The sequence below is a fragment of the Deltaproteobacteria bacterium genome (assembly GCA_016933965.1).
Classification (GTDB): Bacteria; Desulfobacterota; Syntrophia; order Syntrophales; family UBA2210; genus JAFGTS01.
In genome coordinates, this window is record JAFGTS010000004.1 from 1 (window position 1) to 19,770 (window position 19,770).

General features: G+C 53.3%; 17 protein-coding genes and 4 tRNA genes. 2 read left to right on the plus strand and 19 right to left on the minus strand.

Annotated features, from left to right (window positions below; genetic code table 11):
• Positions 1-360: 360 nt before the first annotated feature.
• The 16 genes from JXO48_00915 to JXO48_00990 all read right to left on the minus strand — a co-directional run bounded on the left by JXO48_00915 (position 361) and on the right by JXO48_00990 (position 15,099).
• Positions 361-437 (minus strand) — tRNA-Asp (locus JXO48_00915).
• A 7-nt stretch (positions 438-444) separates the two neighbouring features.
• Positions 445-520, minus strand: a tRNA-Val gene (locus JXO48_00920).
• Between the two features lie 78 nt (positions 521-598).
• Positions 599-3,046, minus strand: coding sequence for an endopeptidase La (gene lon, locus JXO48_00925; protein ID MBN2282431.1), 2,448 nt, complete (start codon positions 3,044-3,046; stop codon positions 599-601).
• A gap of 8 nt (positions 3,047-3,054) precedes the next feature.
• A complete protein-coding gene (gene clpX / locus JXO48_00930) occupies positions 3,055-4,344 on the minus strand; it encodes an ATP-dependent Clp protease ATP-binding subunit ClpX (protein ID MBN2282432.1) in 1,290 nt (429 codons plus the stop codon).
• A gap of 18 nt (positions 4,345-4,362) precedes the next feature.
• Positions 4,363-4,959, minus strand: coding sequence for an ATP-dependent Clp endopeptidase proteolytic subunit ClpP (clpP, locus tag JXO48_00935; protein ID MBN2282433.1), 597 nt, complete (start codon positions 4,957-4,959; stop codon positions 4,363-4,365).
• Positions 4,934-6,286, minus strand: a complete 1,353-nt coding sequence (tig, locus tag JXO48_00940) for a trigger factor (GenBank protein MBN2282434.1) — start codon at positions 6,284-6,286, stop codon at positions 4,934-4,936. The genes clpP and tig overlap by 26 nt, the downstream gene beginning before the upstream one ends.
• Before the next feature lie 30 nt (positions 6,287-6,316).
• Positions 6,317-6,403 (minus strand) — tRNA-Leu (locus JXO48_00945).
• Between the two features lie 145 nt (positions 6,404-6,548).
• A tRNA-Pro gene (locus JXO48_00950) sits at positions 6,549-6,625 on the minus strand.
• Between the two features lie 60 nt (positions 6,626-6,685).
• A complete protein-coding gene (locus JXO48_00955) occupies positions 6,686-7,255 on the minus strand; it encodes a helix-hairpin-helix domain-containing protein (protein MBN2282435.1) in 570 nt (189 codons plus the stop codon).
• A gap of 84 nt (positions 7,256-7,339) precedes the next feature.
• Positions 7,340-8,563, minus strand: a complete 1,224-nt coding sequence (locus tag JXO48_00960; protein MBN2282436.1) for an aspartate kinase — start codon at positions 8,561-8,563, stop codon at positions 7,340-7,342.
• The gene (gene tsaE, locus JXO48_00965) at positions 8,554-9,048 is read right to left on the minus strand and encodes a tRNA (adenosine(37)-N6)-threonylcarbamoyltransferase complex ATPase subunit type 1 TsaE (protein ID MBN2282437.1); all 495 of its coding nucleotides are present in this window, start codon (positions 9,046-9,048) and stop codon (positions 8,554-8,556) included. The genes JXO48_00960 and tsaE overlap by 10 nt, the downstream gene beginning before the upstream one ends.
• Before the next feature lie 29 nt (positions 9,049-9,077).
• Positions 9,078-9,467 (minus strand): holo-ACP synthase, encoded by a 390-nt coding sequence (acpS, locus tag JXO48_00970; protein ID MBN2282438.1) that lies wholly within the window; start codon positions 9,465-9,467, stop codon positions 9,078-9,080.
• A 1-nt stretch (position 9,468) separates the two neighbouring features.
• A complete protein-coding gene (folP, locus tag JXO48_00975) occupies positions 9,469-10,686 on the minus strand; it encodes a dihydropteroate synthase (GenBank protein ID MBN2282439.1) in 1,218 nt (405 codons plus the stop codon).
• 319 nt (positions 10,687-11,005) lie between these two features.
• Positions 11,006-12,844, minus strand: a complete 1,839-nt coding sequence (gene ftsH / locus JXO48_00980; protein MBN2282440.1) for an ATP-dependent zinc metalloprotease FtsH — start codon at positions 12,842-12,844, stop codon at positions 11,006-11,008.
• Positions 12,845-12,996: 152 nt separating this feature from the next.
• Positions 12,997-14,415, minus strand: coding sequence for a tRNA lysidine(34) synthetase TilS (tilS, locus tag JXO48_00985; protein MBN2282441.1), 1,419 nt, complete (start codon positions 14,413-14,415; stop codon positions 12,997-12,999).
• 39 nt (positions 14,416-14,454) lie between these two features.
• Positions 14,455-15,099: an HAD-IA family hydrolase gene (locus JXO48_00990; protein MBN2282442.1), complete on the minus strand. Its 645-nt coding sequence runs from the start codon at positions 15,097-15,099 to the stop codon at positions 14,455-14,457.
• Between the two features lie 250 nt (positions 15,100-15,349).
• Here JXO48_00990 and JXO48_00995 point away from each other — a divergent pair, with 250 nt between their 5' ends.
• Positions 15,350-16,231 carry a DUF2520 domain-containing protein gene (locus JXO48_00995; GenBank protein MBN2282443.1) on the plus strand — a complete coding sequence of 294 codons (882 nt, stop codon included), beginning with the start codon at positions 15,350-15,352 and terminating at the stop codon, positions 16,229-16,231.
• Positions 16,228-17,043: a 3-methyl-2-oxobutanoate hydroxymethyltransferase gene (panB, locus tag JXO48_01000; protein MBN2282444.1), complete on the plus strand. Its 816-nt coding sequence runs from the start codon at positions 16,228-16,230 to the stop codon at positions 17,041-17,043. The genes JXO48_00995 and panB overlap by 4 nt, the downstream gene beginning before the upstream one ends.
• 25 nt (positions 17,044-17,068) lie before the next feature.
• On the opposite strand, the gene JXO48_01005 is transcribed toward panB, so the two are convergent.
• From JXO48_01005 to JXO48_01015, 3 genes are all read right to left on the minus strand, one after another.
• Entirely contained in the window at positions 17,069-17,353 is a 285-nt protein-coding gene (locus JXO48_01005) for a hypothetical protein (protein ID MBN2282445.1), read from the minus strand.
• A gap of 182 nt (positions 17,354-17,535) precedes the next feature.
• On the minus strand, positions 17,536-19,230 hold the full coding sequence (locus JXO48_01010) for an AMP-binding protein (protein MBN2282446.1): 1,695 nt from the start codon (positions 19,228-19,230) through the stop codon (positions 17,536-17,538).
• A gap of 107 nt (positions 19,231-19,337) precedes the next feature.
• A partial coding sequence (locus JXO48_01015; protein MBN2282447.1) for a carboxyl transferase occupies positions 19,338-19,770 on the minus strand: 433 nt, incomplete at its 5' end.

Consider the following 19,770-nt stretch of genomic DNA (forward strand, 5'->3'; position numbering starts at 1 on the left):
GATACAATGGCTTGGAAAAGCGTGTGGGCCAGGTACGCAGGCTGACGAAATGCGGAGCATCCAGGGGATGAGGGGGGGATCCTTAAAGGAATATATCCCCTGGATGCGTTGCCTAGCAAAAGGAAGGTCTAGGCAAATGTAATATAATCATTGTTGGTAAAAAATCAAACCTGTCGGCTCCGGTAAAGGTCCATATCCGAAGCCTTCGACGAAGCCGTCACTGATGGTTAGTTCTTTGCTCGAATCCCTTTTGAAGCGACCTCTGTTTTACTTTTTGTGATTTTCACTTTGTCGCTTTGCCCCTCTGACACTGTAAAACAAAAATGGGTCAGCTCCTGAGAGCTGACCCATGGATTTTACTGGCGGGGTCGAAGGGACTCGAACCCTCGGCCTCCGGCGTGACAGGCCGGCGTTATAACCAACTTAACTACGACCCCGCTGAAATGGTAGGCGGAACAGGACTTGAACCTGCGACATCCACGGTGTAAGCGTGGCGCTCTCCCAGCTGAGCTATCCGCCTTTACTTCCGTTCCGCTCCCCCGTAATTCGAGGGTGCAATGTAGAGAAAAACAAACCCATTGTCAAGAACTATTTGGGTTCACTGCCGTCTCAGGGACACCCGGATTTCTCTGCGTGAATCCGTGTATTTTGCGGGACCGAAGTTTCCTTTTTTCCCCTGATCAGTTCCTGGTTCTCCACGTATCAACGCCAGTTTGAGAACCTCCTCAACGTTGTCGACAAAAACAATTTCAAGCTCACGAAGGACATTTGCCGGGATATCCTCTTCGAGGTCCTTTTCGTTTTCCCGGGGTATGATAACCGTTTTTATATGCCCCCGGTGTGCCGCCAGCAACTTTTCCTTCAGCCCGCCGATCGGGAGCACCCTTCCGCGAAGGGTGATCTCCCCCGTCATGGCAAGATCATTTCTCACTTTCTGCTTGAGAAAGGCCGAGGCGATTGATGTCGCCATGGCAATCCCCGCTGACGGGCCGTCCTTCGGGATCGCTCCTTCGGGCACATGAATGTGAACGTCCAGTTCCTTGTAGAAATCCCTGTTCAATCCGAGTTCGTCAGCTTTTGCCCTGACATAGGTAAAGGCGGCATGGGCCGACTCCTGCATGACATCACCCAGTTTCCCCGTCAGGGTGATCTTACCGGTACCGGGCATGACCGTTGATTCAATGTTGAGCAGTTCGCCACCCACTTCAGTCCAGGCGAGCCCGATAGTAAGCCCGATCCTGTCCATACCTTCCGTCTCACTGAAGCGGAATTTCTTCACACCCAGATATTTTTCAACTTTTCTGGCCGTAATCGATATCCGTTTCCCGCCTCCTTCAGCAACGATGTTACGGGCGACCTTCCGGCATATGGAGGCAATCTCCCTTTGAAGATTTCTGACACCGGCTTCCCTGGTGTAGTTTCTGATCAGGACCAGCAGGGCACCATCGGTAAAGGAGATATTGTGCTCGTCCAGTCCGTTCGCTTCCATCTCCTTGGGAACAAGATACTTTTTCGCTATGTTCAGTTTTTCCGGTTCCGTGTAACCGGCGATGCGTATCACTTCCATCCGGTCCTGCAATGCCGGGGGGATCGTCTGCAGAACATTGGCCGTCGTGATGAACATCACCTCCGACACGTCATAGTCGACTTCAAGGTAATTATCATTGAACGCGTTGTTCTGCTCGGGATCGAGCACTTCCAGGAGGGCCGACGCCGGGTCCCCACGGAAGTCCGAACTGAGCTTGTCGATCTCGTCCAGGCAGAAAACAGGATTGTTCGTTCCCGCTTTTTTCAGAAGCTGTACTATCTTGCCCGGCATGGCACCGATGTATGTCCTGCGGTGCCCCCTGATCTCGGCTTCATCGCGAAGTCCTCCGAGAGAGAGGCGGACGAATTTCCTGTTCGTGGCCCGTGCGACGGATTTTGCGACCGACGTTTTCCCCACACCGGGAGGACCCACCAGACAGAGGATCGAACCTTTCTTTTTCTTCACCAGATGCTGCACGGCGAGGTATTCGAGAATTCTTTCCTTTACCTTTTTCAGGCCGTAGTGGTCATCTTCGAGGATCGTTTCCGATTCGTTGAGGGTGTAATTGTTCTGTGTCTTTTCCTCCCAGGGAAGTGAAATGATCCAATCAATGTAATTCCTGACCACCGTGGCTTCAGCCGACATGGGCGCCATCATTTTGAGTTTTTTGATCTCGTGTTCGACCTTCTCCCGGGCCTCCGAGGACATCTTCTTGTCTCTCAGCTTCTTTTCAAGTTCCTTGATCTCCGCCTTGAAGGTGTCATCCTCTCCCATTTCCTTCTGTATGGCCCGCATCTGCTCATTCAGGTAGTAATCCTTCTGGGTCTTTTCCATCTGCTTTTTGACCCGTTTTTTGATACGGCTCTCGACCTCGAGAATTTCGATCTCGGACATCATCAGGCTGTATATCTTTTCAAGCCGTTCGCTGACCCTGACAGTCTCCAGGATCTTCTGCTTGTCTGTCAGTTTCAGCTGGAGATGCGATACCGCCAGATCCGCGAGCTTTGACGGGTCCGTCGTGGAGGCCATGGACGTCAGAATTTCAGTGGGAATTTTTTTGCTGAGCTTTACGTACGTTTCAAAGGCTTCCATGATATTGCGCATCAGCGCTTCCAGTTTCACGATGTCCTTCTGATCGAACTCATCGTCCACCAACCGGACGTCAACAAGGAAGTAGTTCTCGTTCGGAATGAATTCCCTGATGGCACCCCGTTCCCTTCCTTCAATGAGCGCCTTGACAGTCCCGTCGGGAAGTCTCAGGAGTTGAATTATGGAACCCAGTGTGCCCATATTATATATATCATCCGGGGCGGGATCATCATTCTCGGCAGTCTTCTGTGCCGCGAGAAAGATACCTTTCTCCTGCTTCATCGCCGACTCAAGGGCGTGAATGGATTTTTCCCGTCCCACGAAGAGGGGTACGATCATGTGTGGAAAAACCACGACATCCCGCAACGGGAGCAGGGGTACGATAATATCCCCGTTTTTCTGATCTCTGCTTCTGTTGAAGTTAAACATAGAGTATCCTATCCGATCTCTTTCTGTTTATTTTCCTGAGATGATGTACCTACCGTTTCAAACAGTAAAATCGGTTTTTCCCGGTTCAAAACAACATCTTCATTGATGAGACATTCCCTCACATCGTTGCGTGAGGGAATATCGTACATGATGTCAAGCATGATATTTTCCATTATCGCCTGAAGGCCCCGGGCACCGGACTTTCTCTGCTCCGAAAGCTTCGCTATTCCCCTCAGGGCACCCTCGGTGAAGGTAAGCTTGACGTTTTCCATCTCGAACATTTTCTTGTATTGCTTGACTACGGAGTTTTTCGGCTCCACCAGTATCCTCACCAGGTCATCGTCGGTCAGGTCGTACAGTGTGGCGGTCACGGGCAACCGCCCGATGAATTCCGGAATGAGACCGTATTTCAGAAGGTCACCGGGCTGAACCTCGGTAAGCACATCACCTACATTGCGCTCTTTCTTGCTTTTGATCGAGGCTCCGAACCCGATCGAGCTCATTCCGATCCGCTTCTGTATAATATCTTCCAGTCCATGAAATGCGCCGCCGCAGATGAAAAGAATGTTCGTCGTATCCACCTGGATGAATTCCTGCTGGGGATGCTTTCTTCCTCCCTTGGGCGGTACGTTGGCCAGGGTCCCTTCGATTATCTTCAGCAGCGCCTGCTGGACGCCTTCACCGGAAACATCCCTGGTGATCGAGGGATTCCCCGATTTTCTCGCGATCTTATCAATTTCATCAATATACACGATCCCGCGTTGCGCCCGTTGCACATCATAATCGGCATTTTGAAGCAGGCTGAGTATGATGTTCTCCACGTCTTCACCGACATAGCCCGCTTCTGTCAGCGTCGTCGCATCGGCAATCGTGAAAGGGACATCGAGCATTCGGGCGAGCGTCCGCGCCAGAAGTGTTTTGCCTGAACCCGTCGGTCCGACGAGAAGGATGTTGCTCTTCTGGAGCTCTACTCCCTTGCTTTCGAATTCCGAGAAGAGGCGTTTGTAATGATTATAGACGGCGACGGCAAGTACCTTCTTCGTTCTCTCCTGGCCCACAACGTACTGGTCAAGAAACTTTTTAATCTCCTTGGGCTCGGGAATGGAATCCCGGGAATCCCGGATTTCCTGTGTCGTTCCTTCCTCTTCGATAATGCACCGGCAGAGTTCGATACATTCGTCGCATATATATGCCGAGGGACCGGCAACGAGCTTTCTCACCTCGTTCTGTGTCTTTCCACAGAATGAGCAGAAGAGAAGGCCCTGTTCGTTTCCGAAGCCACCACCTCTTTTTGCCATGATAGATCTGCTCCCTTCTCAGGTAATAATGGAATCCCTTTTCACGATCACTTCATCGATAATCCCGTATTCCTTCGCCTCCTGGCTGGACATGTAATAATCACGTTCAGTGTCCTTTTCGATCTTATCAATGAGTTGTCCCGTATGTTCCGACAGGATTCGATTTATTTCCTGCTTGATCCTCAATATTTCCTTCGCCTGAATGGCAATGTCGCTCGCCTGGCCCTGTGAACCTCCCAGGGGCTGATGAATAAGGATCCGTGAGTTCGGCAGCGCGTACCGTTTTCCCCTGGTCCCGGCAGCCAGCAGCAACGCCCCCATGCTTGCCGCCTGCCCCATGCAGATCGTGCACACCGGAGGTTTTATGTACTGCATCGTGTCGTATATTGCCAAGCCGGCGCTGACGATGCCACCCGGTGAATTGAGGTAGAAACATATCTCTTTGTCGGGGTCTTCCGATTCGAGGTATAGCATCTGGGCGATGATCAGATTTGAGATCGCATCGTCTATGGCGGAGCCGAGAAATATGATCCTGTCTTTCAGCAGTCGGGAATAGATATCAAAGGCGCGTTCGCCCCTCCCGTCCTGCTCAATTACCATCGGTATCAGTGTCATTCACTTCTCCCCCGCCCTGTTCGGCGATCCTGTCCACTTCCTCGATCCGGGCGTTCCGTTCAAGGAAGGCAAATGTTTTTTCTTCCATCAATTCCTGGTCCAGCCGGCTCCTCATATCATCACCGGCGTAGAAACCTTTCACCGTTTCATAATCCTGCCCGTAACGTTCCGCCATGGCACGGATCTTTTCATCGCGGTCGCTGTCCTCGACGGTTATGGTCTCCTTTTCCGCAATTCTCTCGATCAGGAAGGAACTCTTGACGATCTTCAGCGCCTGATCCTTGAAAGAGTCCCGAAGATTATAACTGAGCTCCGCCGCCTTTTCAGGGGGCATTCCGTTCGATACCATCCGCCGCTGAACATCGATCATCATATATCGGATCTGCTGTTCGACCCAGATCGACGGTACATCAAATTCATTCTTCTTGAGAAGCTCGTCCATGAGGCTGTTCTTAAGCTGGGATTCTATCCTGGCCTTACCTTCCTCTTCCAGCGACTTTCTCAGGTCATCCCGCAGCTCATCGATCGTCTTGTATTTTTCAAAGTTTTTAATAAAAGATTCATCAAGTTCGGGAACCACTTTTTGCCTGATGTCCTTCACGGTTACCGTGAAAGAGGCTTCTTTCCCCGCGATCTCCTTGGTTACGAAATCTTCGGGGATCATGATCGTGTCTTCTTTGGTCTCATTCTTTTTCATGCCGATCAGCTTGTTCTCGAAACCCGGGATGAGACGCCCGGCACCGATCTCCAGCATATATCCCTTGGAAGTGAGCTCGTCACGGACAACACCGTCGACAGTTACCTGAAAATCGATAAGGACATAATCCCCATGCCCTGCTCCGCGATCTTCCATCACTTCCTCCAGTGTCGTGTACATCTCCCGTATCTGATCAAGCCGTTTCGCTACATCCTCATCGGTCACGGAAAGTTTCTGTTTCTGCACTTCCACTCCCGTGTAATCCTTCGGCTCATGTTCCGGCTGTACCTCAACGGTCGCGGAAAAGCTGAAGTTCTTTTCCTGTTCTATACCCTTCTGCTCAATGCTCGGCTGGTCCACCGCCAGAATGTTGTTTTCCTGCAGGGCCTCGGTGTAATGCTTCTGAACAAGGGAAGATATCGCCTCTCCCTCAGCTTCATCCCGGTAATGCATCTCAAGTATTCTCCGCGGTGTCTTCCCCGGACGGAAACCCTTGATGCGGGCGCTTTTGCCAACTGTTCTGTATGCGTTATCCAGTTCCCTCTTCACATCGTCCCAGTCGATCTCAAAAGACAATTTCCTCTTTACAGAGCTGATTTCTTCAATGGTAACCTGAGCGTCGCTACTCACCTGATGTCTCCTCTTCCGAAAGTAAATAAGTGGTGCGAGAGAGGGGAGTTGAACCCCTATCCGCTAATGCGGGCTGGATCCTAAATCCAGTGCGTCTTCCAGTTCCGCCACTCTCGCAAATCATGAAACTACCGTAAATATAGTAACTCACCATATGAATGTCAACCGTGAATCTCTTGCTGCCAGGAGTGTGTGCGGATGGAATAAGTGTCTGATAATTATGAAATAACTCGACTCTCAACGACCCCAGATATATTATAACTGGTCGGGGCGAGAGGATTTGAACCTCCGACCCTCTGAACCCCATTCAGATACGCTACCAGACTGCGCCACGCCCCGACCTGATTGTGATTGTGACCTATCACTGTGAATATGATCTGTCAAGATAGAATCGGTATTCTACAAACAAAAGTATCTCTTGATGTTCTCAAGTTTTCTCTTCCCGATCCCTTTTATCCCGCCTAATTCATCAATGGATGAAAACCCGCCTTTCTCCTTCCTCAATTGCAGTATGGCCGCCGCCGTCTTTTCCCCGATGCCCGGAACCAAGAGCAACTCCTCCGTAGTTGCCCGCTGTATCGAAAGCGGTATTCCCAGTGCGACCAGCGTGACCGGCTCCATTCTGCCGATCTCTACATCGAGACCGCCGGGTATGCGGCTGACGATGACGCGTTCACCGGTCGTCAACGGCACGTCAGAGCAAGTCTCATCGCATCGATCGAGAGCATCAAGACCCGCAGTACGGAAAAGGTCGTCGAGATACGCCGGGGAAGCCAGTTCGTAGATCCCGTCATTCGTGACGCTTCCCGCTATTTCAATGATCACCCGTTCCGGCGTTGCGCCACGGGGAAGGAAAGGGGGAACGGGCACGGGATCCGCCTCACAGATGAAGCACATGCTGGTGAGGCACAGAAAAACAGCGGCGCACAACAGGACCGAGGCACCATATACGATGGGCCGGCGTACCATGAAACGTCCCCTTATCGGTCATTTACATAATTCATGCCGCCGGGAAAACCCAAAACCGTGATTGGTAAGGCCCTCATAATTTCTTCAAGAACCCTGATCAAGGCCGAAGGCATCATGAAGGACCCGGACGGCCAGTTCCGTATATTTTTCCTCGATGACACAGGATATTTTTATTTCCGAGGTGCTGATCATCAGGATATTTATATTCTCGCCCGCCAGCGCGTCGAACATATGGGACGCCACACCGGCATGACTTTTCATCCCGACACCGACAATCGAGATCTTGGAGATGTTCTCGTCATATTCCACCGACTGGGCACCCACATCAGAAGCGACGGAATCCAGCAATTTCTTTACGTCCCGGACATCCTTTCTCGACACGGTAAAGGTCATATCCGTATAACCCTCGATGCTGGCGTTCTGTATGATCATATCGACGACGATATCCCTGTCGGAAAGAGGCGTGAACAGACGTGCCGCCACACCCGGCTTATCCGGCACATGAATAACGGTCACCTTTGCCTGGTTCTTATCATAGGTGACTCCCGAAACAACAAGATCTTCCATATCGCTGTCCTCCATTGTGACAAGGGTTCCTTCGTCATCGTTAAAGGATGAACGGACATACAGGGGAACCTTATATTTTTTCGCCAACTCCACGGAACGATTCTGCAGGACCTTTGCTCCCGCACTGGCAAGCTCGAGCATCTCGTCATAGGATATTTTTTTCAGTTTCCTGGCTTTGCCGTACACATTCGGATCCGTCGTATAGACACCGGCAACATCAGTGAATATCTCACAATAATCAGCCTTGAGTGCCGCAGCAATGGCAACGGCGCTTGTGTCCGACCCCCCTCTTCCCAGTGTGGTGATATTGTCCTTGCTGTCAACACCTTGAAACCCCGCGACGACAACGATACCGCCCGCCTGTATCTCCTTCATGATCATGTCGGTATCGATATTAACGATCCGTGCGCTCGAATAGGTGCTGTCCGTCCGGATTTTCACCTGGTGACCGAGAAATGACCGTGCCCGACATCCTTCGTTCAAAAGCATCATGGCGAGCAACGCGACGGTCACCTGTTCACCCGAAGAAACGAGCATGTCGTATTCCCGCCTGACCGGATCATTGTTCGCCGCCTTGTTCGCCAGGGCGATCAAACGGTCCGTTTCTCCCGCCATTGCAGAGAGCACAACCACCACGTCGTTTCCCTTTTCCCTCGTTCTGATAACCCGGGCGGCGACGTTCCTGATCTTTTCCAGATCGCCCACCGATGTTCCGCCATATTTCTGCACAATCAAAGCCACAGAGCACAACCTCCCTTTTCTAAATCATTCCGTATTTCCAAGATCAGATCCGGACACCCCGAAAGGTGAATATTCCGCTCCTGTTCCCCCCGGTATTCGATATGAATATACAGTGTCCCGGAAGGCAGGATCCCTGCGATTCGCTCGGCCCACTCCACGACGACAACGCCGCCTCCGGACAGATACTCGTCAAAGCCGATATCTTCCATGTACTCCGGTCCCGATATCCGGTACATGTCCATATGGTACAGGGGAATCCGCCCCGGATATTCATTGATCAGGGTAAAGGTCGGACTGGTAATATAATAACTATCGGAAATCCCGATCCCTCGAGCGATCCCTCGGGTAATGCAGGTCTTTCCGGCGCCTAGTTCACCGATCAGGGCGACCACATCGCCCGGTTTGAGCGCTCTCCCGATGATCTCCCCTGCGGTGAAGGTATCATCGGGGTGTTCCGAAATCACGGTACAGGTTTCCGGTCTCATCATTCGAATCCGATCGAGCATGTCCCCTATCATGACGCCGGATTCTTTTCAAGGGCAACCACGGCCACGGCATTCATGTCAGTATGCGAAAGGCTCACGTGAACGGCCGTGAACCCCGCCGCTTTCATTCTATCCCGGACCGTTCCGTGCAGTTCGAGCTCCGGCCTGCCGGTTCCTTCATTGCGGACCTCGACGTCGGTGAATCGCATTTCTCCGCCGATCCCTGCCCCGAGAGACTTGAACAGGGCCTCCTTGGCCGCGAACCGCGCCGCATAATGACGTGACGGCTCCCTGTTGCTCTCACAGTAAGCGATCTCGCTTTCGGTAAAGATCCGTCTCAGAAATCTTCCGTTCCATTTACTGATGATCCTCTTGATGCGCTCTATCTCGACAAGATCGATACCGATGGACCCTATCATCCTACTTTCCTGTTATGGCATCTGCGGTTTGCGCCACTTTCTTCATGAAACCCACATCGTGAACACGGATGATCCGCGCCCCATTCATGATGGAGGCGGTAACTGCCGCCGCCGTTCCTTCAATTCTTTCAGAGGCCTCTCCGCCTATTACCAGGCCGACAAAGGACTTGCGCGACGGACCCACGAGTATGGGGCACCCCAGGGACTTCAACTCTCCCAGGTACCGTATCAACGTGAAATTATCATCACTCGATTTCCCGAAACCGATCCCTGGATCGACAATGATATTCTCCCGGGAAATTCCTTCCGTCACGGCCTCCCGGATCCGTTCTTCCAGGAACTCCGTTATATCCCCCATGAGAGAAGCATATGAAAGGTCACCGGCCTGCATTGTTTTCGGGTTACCGCGCATATGCATGAGGACCACCGGCGTACCGGATCGGGCCGCCACGCCCGCCATATCTTCATCAAATCTCATGGCACTGACGTCATTGATTATTTCAGCTCCCGAATCGACGGCAGCCTGCGCGACCGACGCCTTTGTCGTATCGATCGATATGGGCAGTGTGATTCTCTTTTTCAACTCCCGGATCAAGGGAAGAACTCGATCCATTTCCTCTTCTTCGGGTACCGGGTCAGCCCCCGGCCGCGTTGATTCCCCGCCGACGTCGATGATATCGGCACCTTCTTCAGCCATCCTCACCGCCTGTGCAAGGGCATCTTCTCTGTTCATGTACTTTCCGCCGTCTGAAAAGGAATCGGGCGTTACGTTCAGGATTCCCATGACAAGCGTCCGTTCTCCTACCTCAATGGTCCTCTCCGGTGTCTTCAAGGTGAATCGTTCACGTTTTACATGAGAAAGGATCTCCTTCAACCTCCCGCCGATCCTTTCGAGATCGAAGGGCTGCGTCCTGAGTTTCTCCGCCAGGACCCCGACCTGTTTCCATGTCCCCATGATGAGGGCGTCCGTTCGATCTATCGAACAGGAAACCGAACCGCGGGAAACGGCCACATCACCACCGATAGCGAGCATTTCCTGCTTCAATATATTAGCGACTTTACACTCTATTCCCTCAAGTATTACATTAATACTCTCCATCTTGGGCACCATCGCGTCTATTCCATGGGAAGATACGCCGACATCGCGAAGGAGACGCTCCGCTTCACGAGGAGTCGATATGTTGATGCACCTCATGCGATGGTCCTTTTTGTAAGACACGTTCTTCTTTCCCTTCAACCTTCACTGTCCCTGTTGCGGATACTGAATGAGAATCGCCGGCAGGACGGGAACGTGGCGTGTCTCCTCGGCGGTCGTGCCGAAATGAGATCTGTCTTCAATTGCGATACGCTCTCAAAGAGTCCTGAAACCGGAGCACATGAAACGTCTTCGTAAAAAAGCTCCCGACGAGGCACGGTAAGCAATGGCATGGAGCGTACGGTGAAAATCCCGAACCCTCATTTTCCCGGTTCCTTTAGCGCAACGCTCCATATAAACGTTTTTCGAGGTCGTCAACCTTCAGCCACGAACCTCGTCGTGATCATATTTCTTGAGGAAGCACTTCTTCCCCGTCCCCAGCCCCGATACCGCCGGTCACCTCGGCGATGACGGAATCGATCTCATCGGCGTTCAAAACCTCTTTCACGAGCAATTCCTGAGCAAGCCGGTGAAGCATATCGATGTTTTCGGACAGGAGCTTCTTTGCCTTTTCATAATTCTCCGTTACGATACGTGAGATCTCATTGTCTATCCGCTCCGCCGTTTCCTCGCTGTAATCCTTGTGCGTCGACAGTTCCCTCCCTAAAAAGATCTGCTCATCCTTCTTCCCGAACGTCAGCGGCCCCATCTCTTCACTCATTCCCCAATGGCAGACCATTTTTCTGGCAATTTCCGTCGCCCGTTCGATGTCATTCCCGGCACCTGTGGTAAAGTCCTTGAGGATCAATTCCTCGGCCGCCCTTCCTCCCAGGAGGATCGTTATATTATTCACAAGATATTCTCTGGGGTACGTATGTTTTTCATCGATCGGCAACTGCTGGGTCAAACCGAGTGCCCTCCCCCTGGGTATGATCGTGACCTTGTGAATGGGATCAGCACCGGGAAGCAGTTTTGCCATCAGTGCATGGCCGGCTTCGTGGTAAGCGGTGTTCTTTTTCTCTTCATCACTGATGACCATGCTCCGCCGCTCCGTCCCCATGAGGACCTTATCCTTGGCAAACTCGAAGTCGTACATGTCGACAACGTTCTTGTTCAACCGCGCCGCGTTCAGGGCAGCCTCATTGACGAGGTTTTCGATATCGGCCCCGGCAAAACCGGGAGTACCCCTGGCGATCACTGAAAGAATCACATCGGATGCCAGGGGCAGTTTCCTGACATGGACCTCCAGAATCTTTTCCCGTCCCTTGATGTCCGGAAGAGGCACCACCACCTGCCGATCGAATCTTCCCGGTCTCAGCAGGGCGGGGTCCAGTACGTCGGGCCGGTTCGTCGCGGACATGATGATGACGCCCTCGTTCGATTCGAAACCGTCCATCTCGACGAGCATCTGGTTCAGTGTCTGCTCCCGCTCATCATGACCTCCTCCGAGGCCGGCACCACGGTGGCGTCCTACGGCATCGAGTTCATCTATGAAGATGATGCAGGGAGCGTTCTTTTTTCCCTGATTAAAAAGGTCCCGTACCCGTGAAGCACCGACACCGACGAACATCTCAACAAAATCGGAGCCGCTGATGCTCAGAAAGGGAACTTCCGCCTCGCCGGCGATCGCCCGCGCAAGAAGCGTCTTGCCCGTTCCCGGCGCGCCCACCAGAAGCACACCCTTGGGAATCCTTCCTCCGAGGCGGGTGAACTTCTTCGGGTCCTTCAGGAACTCCACGATCTCCTGGAGCTCTTCCTTTGCTTCATCGATACCGGCAACGTCATCAAAGGTCACTTTTCTCGATTTGTCGGTCATCAGCTTGGCACGGCTCTTCCCGAAGGCCATGGCCTTTCCGCCGCCGGACTGCATCTGCCGCATGAAAAATATCCATACGCCGATCAGAAGAACGATGGGCAGCCAGGAAATAAGGACCGTCATATACCATGGATTCCCCTCAGCGGGTTTTGCCGCGATACGCACGCCCTTTTCCTTCAGAATCGACACCAGGTTGGCATCGGGCGGCACATAGGTCTTGAAGTTCTTCCCATCGATGAACCGTCCCTCGACGGTTTCCCCCTGTATGGTGACCTCGCTTATCTGTCCCTTGTCGACGTACTCGAGAAAGTCACTGTACACTACCTCTTCACGGCCGCTCTGGGGCTGACTGAACATATGAAAAAGCAGGATGAACACCAGGCTGATGACGATCCACAGGGCTATGTTTTTCTGCAATTGGTTCACGTCTACTCCCTTGCATTTTCTTTCTCTCCGGGTCGTCCCCTATCAACCCTGCCCGGATCGGAAAACCTTGCACCATTCAGGTCCGTTGCGGGATTCAGGTCATCCCGAAAGAATGCCTCCCGAACGTGGACGTAAAAAAGTTTTTCTACATATCAAATAATTTCAATTTTTACCACTTTTTCCGTTACATCGGTAATTTTTGCCCGCTCGCTCACTTTCATCCCTCCGACCCAGAGAATGGACTCTCCGTCAACGAGGATGGGCACCGCACGCCTGCTTCTCCGGGGTATCTTTTCATCTACGAAAATGTCCTTTACCTTCTTGCTTCCTTTCATACCCAGTGGAACCATTCTGTCACCTTCCCTGACGGACCTGACATGCAATGGCGGACACAGGGATCCATAGTCCAGAAAAGCAACCAGCCTCGAGCTGAAATCGATATCGCGCCGGTTGATGAATCCCGCCTTCACCGTTCTCCCGATCTCGGCGATATGAACGGAACCGGGTATATCAAGGGAATAGCTAAACTCCTTGACGGATTTTTCAACACCGGCGGCCGATGGTCCCTCACCGCGGGCAGCCTCCCGGGTCGAATATACGCGTATATCATCATATTCACGGCTGAGATGAATGTCAAAGGGGAGAATCAGCTCGGCACCCGGATTGTCCCCTCTCACAGCATCCAGCACCGCCATGACATGGGAATACCCGACTCCCTTGTTCGAGGGCGCGAAATGCTCAAGGATGATCTTTACGATCCGTCTCTGAATGGCTTCGTGCAGCACCCGAAAGCGTTCAGCCGATATTTCAGCCACCCCTCCATCGAAAGTGAATCCGTTGCGTTCCATCACCTCATCGGCACGGCGCTTCATGAAGTCGTCCTCTTCCCTGATGATATCTGCCATGCGGGTAAGGCCCGCCACGATACTGCTGTTATACGATTTTTGCAGTTCAGGAATGAGGCTGGCGCGAATTCGATTTCTGAGGAATCCCTCGTCCCGGTTCGACCGGTCCGTGACAAAGGATATCTCCTCACGGCGCAGAAATTCGATCACCTCATCCCGGGAAATATCGATCAAGGGCCTGACATAGATATTCCTGACAGGAGGGATCCCTTTCAAACCTTCAGGACCGCTGCCCCTGAAAAGATTGATAAGCACCGTTTCAGCCTGATCGTTCATCGTATGACCGAGGGCTATCCTGTTCAGTCCCTGTTCCCGGGTCATGTCCTCAAAAAAGGCATAGCGCTCGTCACGGGCAACCTCTTCCCATGACCCGCCGCGTTCCTTCTTCACCGCGGGAATCGACACAAAGCGTGACACGACGGGTATCCCCATGGCGCCGCCGGTATCACGTACGAAATACTCCTCGCTGTCCGATTCTTCGCCGCGCATGCCGTGATTCATGTGAAGGATCACCAGCGAGATACCCTGATCGCCGGCGATCCCGAAAAGAAGATGCAGGAGCGCCATGGAATCGGGGCCACCGGAAAGGGCGATGCCGACCCGGTCGCCCCGGGAAAACATTCCGTATCGGTGAATGGTTTTTCCCACCCTGGTTTTCAGAGACATCACCTGTTCCATCCCGGCACCGGCTGGTACGAATCTTTCCTAATAAAATATATTCATTACGTCCCTGATATCATCACAGCAATAATCAGGGTTCATTTCAAGCAGCCGTTCTCGGCCGGTGAAGCCCTGCGTGAGCGCGCAACTCCAGGCGTGTGCGCTCTTTGCCATCTGAATGTCATGCGTTCCGTCGCCGACGACCGCTGAATGTTCTCCCGGAATACCGTATTTCCGCAGCAACCCGCTCATGAGCCGGGGATCAGGCTTACTGAACGAGTTGCTGTCCATGCAGACAATCTCGTCGAACCGGTGATGGATATTGAGACGTTTCATCATGGGGATCGTAAATTTCTCTATTTTGTTGGTGACAACGACACGGCTGACCCCTGCAAAGTGATCGAGGACCTCGGTAACTCCGGGATACAGGGTGGTCGTGTCGAGCATGTGCTCACTATAATAGGTCATGAAACGGTCCAGTGCGTCCTCGAACCTGTCGGCATTGTTCCTGCCGAGAGACCGTTTGATCAACAGCCTGACGCCGTCTCCGATATACGTGATTACCCGCTCCGGTGCAAGTATCTCAGCGTTCACAGCGGCAAGGGCATGGTTCACCGCCGCGGCGAGGTCCTTTCCGGAATCGACCAGAGTCCCGTCAAAATCAAAAACCATGAGAGCAATCTTGTGCATGATCTCCTTTAAAACCGCCTTTTTCACCGTTCCTGTATGGAAACATATAATACTTGCCGGGCAAATTACAAGGCGCAATGGAATGCGTGATATAGGATTGACATTTTCTTCGTTCGATGGTAGTGACGGTTTCGACAATCCGCCTGGATCCGGGAACGGACTGGGACGGAACGGTATGAAAGACTGTTCGATGGCACAGAACCCTTCCGTCTCCGGCGGGAGGGTTTTTTATTACAGCCGGGGGTGTATCATGGAAAAAGAATCCATCGCCATCATCGGCGTCGGAAAGGTCGGTGCAGCGCTGGGATATCTCCTTCGTTCGGCGGGGTATCCCGTGGCCGCTATATTCGACAGATCATCAGATGCGGCGGAGCGGGGCTTCACTTACACGGGAGGGAAGGTCTGCCGTGATGCCGCTGAAGCGGCATTACGGGCGGAAACGGTATTTATAACGACCCCCGACGATCACATCAGGGAAACCTGTGAAGAAATAACACGGGACGGCTTTCTGTTTCCCGGAAAGAAGGTGATACACGCCAGCGGCGCCGGCGGTCTTGACCTTCTGGAATCGGCACGTGCGGCGGGGGCTCATGTGGGAAGCATTCACCCGATCCAGTCCTTTGCGGATATTGCCGGGGCCATTGAGAACATCCCGGGCAGCACCTTCGGGATCACCACCCAGGAAGAAATCGAGGAATGGGCGGTTCGTCTCGTCGGCGATATCGGCGGACGTTCCTTTTTCGTCCCCGAAAAAGACAAGCCCCTCTATCATGCAGCCGCGTGTATCGCGTCGAACTACCTGGTCACGCTCATGCACGTCGTAGAAGAAATATACCGGCACCTCGGAATTCCTGCCGATGACGCCCTCTCATCCTTCTGGCCTCTTGTCAGGGGGACCATCAGAAATATAGAAAAACGTGGTGTTTCAAGGTCACTGACGGGCCCCATCGCGCGGGGAGATGTCGGTACCGTTCGACAACACCTGTCGGTCATGGAGCGTTCCATGCCAATCTTCTCCGGTCTCTATCGAGAGCTGGGCATTCTGACGGCCCTTCTGGGCCGGGAAGCTCAGGTCCTTTCCGACGAAAAGGCCGAAGAAATACGTTTACTACTCGAAGGAGGTACGCAATGAGCACACAGGGAAAAGTGAACAAGGTCACCACCTCGGTAATCCGGAACATGAAGCAGAAGGGTGAAAAGATAACGATGCTGACCGCCTATGACTACTCAACGGCACGGATCGTTGATGAGGCCGGCATCGATATGATCCTCGTGGGCGATTCCCTCGGAATGGTGGTTCTCGGTTACGACAGTACCCTTCCGGTCACCATGGAAGACATGGTCCGTCACACGAAAGCAGTGTCGCGGGGCGTCAAACGGGCCATGGTCGTGGGAGACATGCCGTTCATGTCCTACCAGGCATCCCCCGACGAGGCGATCCTCAATGCGGGACGCCTCCTCAAGGAAGCGGATGCGCACGCCGTAAAGCTGGAAGGCGGCCGTGAGTTCGCCCACCTGGTTCACCGGATCGTCTCGGCAGGAATCCCCGTCATGGGCCACCTGGGACTCACGCCGCAATCGGTTCATCAATTCGGCGGGTACAAGGTTCAGGGAAAAGACGAACCGGCCGCTCAGAGGATCATGGATGACGCCAAGGCACTGGAAGAATCAGGCGCGTTCTCCATCGTTCTTGAGTGCGTGCCCACCGGCCTGGCGGAAAAGATCACGAATATGCTTTCCATTCCGACCATCGGTATCGGTGCGGGCCTCCATTGCGACGGGCAGGTCCTCGTCGTCAACGACATGCTCGGGATGTTCGACCGGTTCGTGCCCAAATTCGTCAAGCAGTATGTTCACCTGGGTGGGGTGATGAAGGACGCCGTCGGCGGCTATATCCAGGAGGTCAAGAGCGGCACCTTTCCGGGGAGCGAACACTCGTTTTAACTATGGCGGGCGGGACACTGCCTTTCTACCGGACCCACACCCGTTCCCAGAGGTCCAGCAGAATGTCGTAGGTCAATTCGTCAAGCGAGGCAGCCGGGGCATAGACCGGCTCCTCCAGTATCATGGTGTTGGGGTCCTGCTCGACACAGAACCGGGCAAAGCCATGGTAATCCTGGAACGTTCCCTTGGCGACGGTCCGCTCACAGTCAACGGGGCAGCCGCGTACGGAAACGAAGAAGTGATAATGGACGCCGTCGTCGACACACCCGTACAGGGTATCGCCGACCTTATCGATGCTCACTACCTGCATGGTATATTCCCTTCCCGCCGGGTAAGAGGATATCCAACAGCAATAACGTGATGATCTTCCACCTGCTCCGGCTCTGCACTGTCTTTCGGCGGCATCATATCACGGACTCGGGAAAATGAAAACGGCGGTCCCGTGGTGCTTGTTTCCACATGTTTCAAGAGACCGCCGTCATTCCTTCTACATCATGTCTTCATCAGTTCCCGAAGTTCCCGTTTCAAAACCTTTCCGACGGCGCTCAGCGGCAATGAGTCCATGAATTCCAGACGCTTCGGCATCTTGTACGGGGCAACCCGTTCCTTGAGGTAACCGAGGATGTTTTCCCGCATTGCCTCGCTCTTTTCAATGCCCGGTTTCAGGACAATGGCGGTTGCAACGATCTCCGACCCCGGTCGTTCTGGATTGGGAAGACCTACCGTTGCCGCCATGTCAATATCGGGGTGTTCCATCAGGACATCATCAAGCTGGCGCGTGAACACCTTGAATCCCGAAACATTCACCATGTCCTTCAACCGGTCGACGATATAGAAATATCCGTCTTCGTCCATCACGCAGATGTCACCGGTGTAGATCCATCCGTCCCGCAGGGTGTTGGCGTTCTCTTCGGGCCGGTTGTGGTATCCGATGGTAAAGACCTGCGGTCCCCGGGCGACGAATTCTCCCGGCTCTCCGAGGGGTGCCAGTTCGCCCGTTTCGGGATCAACGAGCTTGACCTCCGTATCCGAAACGGGAATACCCGCGGACCCGGGTTTCTTTTTTCCATACACGGGGAGGCTGACGATGATCGGACTCGTTTCGGTCATACCGAGGACCTCGACCAGTTTTCCCTCTCCCACAACGCTTTCGAAGTCTTTTATATATTCCGGCGGGAACGGCGCAGCACCGCTGACACACCACTGCAGGCTGGAAAAATCAATGCTTCGGAATTCCTGTTTCTTGAGCAGCTCCAGGAATACGGTGGGAACGTTGACCAGCGCCGACGGTTTATATCGCTTGATCGCCCCGATGATGAAGTCGAGGTCGCGGGGATTTGGAACGGCTATCTGAGTAGCGGCAAGGGACATGCCTGTCAATCCGAGGAAAAGTCCTGCCTGGTGAAAGAGCGGAAATGCCGACATGATCACTTTTTCATCTCCCGTTTTGAGGTCCAGCCACACACTCATCTGCTTTATGTGCGACACGATATTCCGATGCGTCAGGACCGCCCCCTTCGGGGGTCCCGTGGTACCACCCGTGTATTGCATCAGCATGGGCGATTCCGGCGATACCAGCTCTTCGACCCGCTGTCCCGGAGAACTCTTCACGATATCCATGAAATCAATGACGGTAATGCCCGGTATCGGATTAACGGGACCGGAGGGTATCTTCTTTAACAGATTCCCCAGGATCCTCTTGACCGGCGGCAGAAAATCGCCGATCCGCGCGACGACGACGGCCTTTACGCCCGTTTTCGATACCACTTTTTCGGCGTTCCCGAACAGGACGTCCAGGGTCATCAGTACCTTCGCTCCCGAATCGTTCAGTTGGAACTCCAGTTCGTCGGGCTTCAGAAGAGGACTGACCCCTGTCAGGACCGCCCCCATTTTCTGTATGCCGATGATCGCCATATAATAGGCAGGTATGTTGGGGAGGTTCACTCCCACCACATCCCCCGGACGAACTCCCTGTTTCTTGAGAAAATGGGCAAAGGAATTACCGTGCCGTTCGAGCTCGCCGAAGGTGATCGCCTTTCCCATGTAATACAGGGCCGTCCTGTTCGGATGATTTTCCGTGTTCTCCCTGAACATCTTAATGTAGCACTTTTCCGAATACTCAAGGCTCGGCGGAACATGTTTGTCGTAGAACTTCAGCCATCGCTTTTCGGAATACACATCGGTCATCACACACCCCCTTACACGTATTTTTTGCGGTCACCTCAACGAATGCCGGTTTCCGGTTCACCGGCCTTTCGGCCGTGTATTGACTGAGAAGAACCGTCTGCGGCGCATCAGAGCGCCGTCGGCCAGTTTGCCAGGCGGTGATTTCCGATCCCTCGGGAGCGAGAGTTCGCAATGATGTCGAGCATCCTGAGCAGGTGATCACGTGTCTCCCGTGGATCGATAATGTCGTGGATATGAAACAGACCCGCCAGGGGATAGAGATTGGTGTCGGCTATCATCTGTTCCATCAGCTCGCGGCGCTGGTCCTCGGGGAGCGACCCGAAAGCAATATCGGATGCTGTTTCAGGATCAACAAACCCCGCCTCACCTGTCGGCCAGGCCAGTATGAAGTCGGGACCGGTGCCGGGCCCGCACATGTTCGCCGCCGCCTGTCCGTAGCTTTTTCTGATGACAACGGAGATCTTCGGAACCGTCACCTGCGACAGAGCGTTCATGGCATTCGTCACCCGCGCCCCCACCTTCCGCAACTCCGCCTCACGC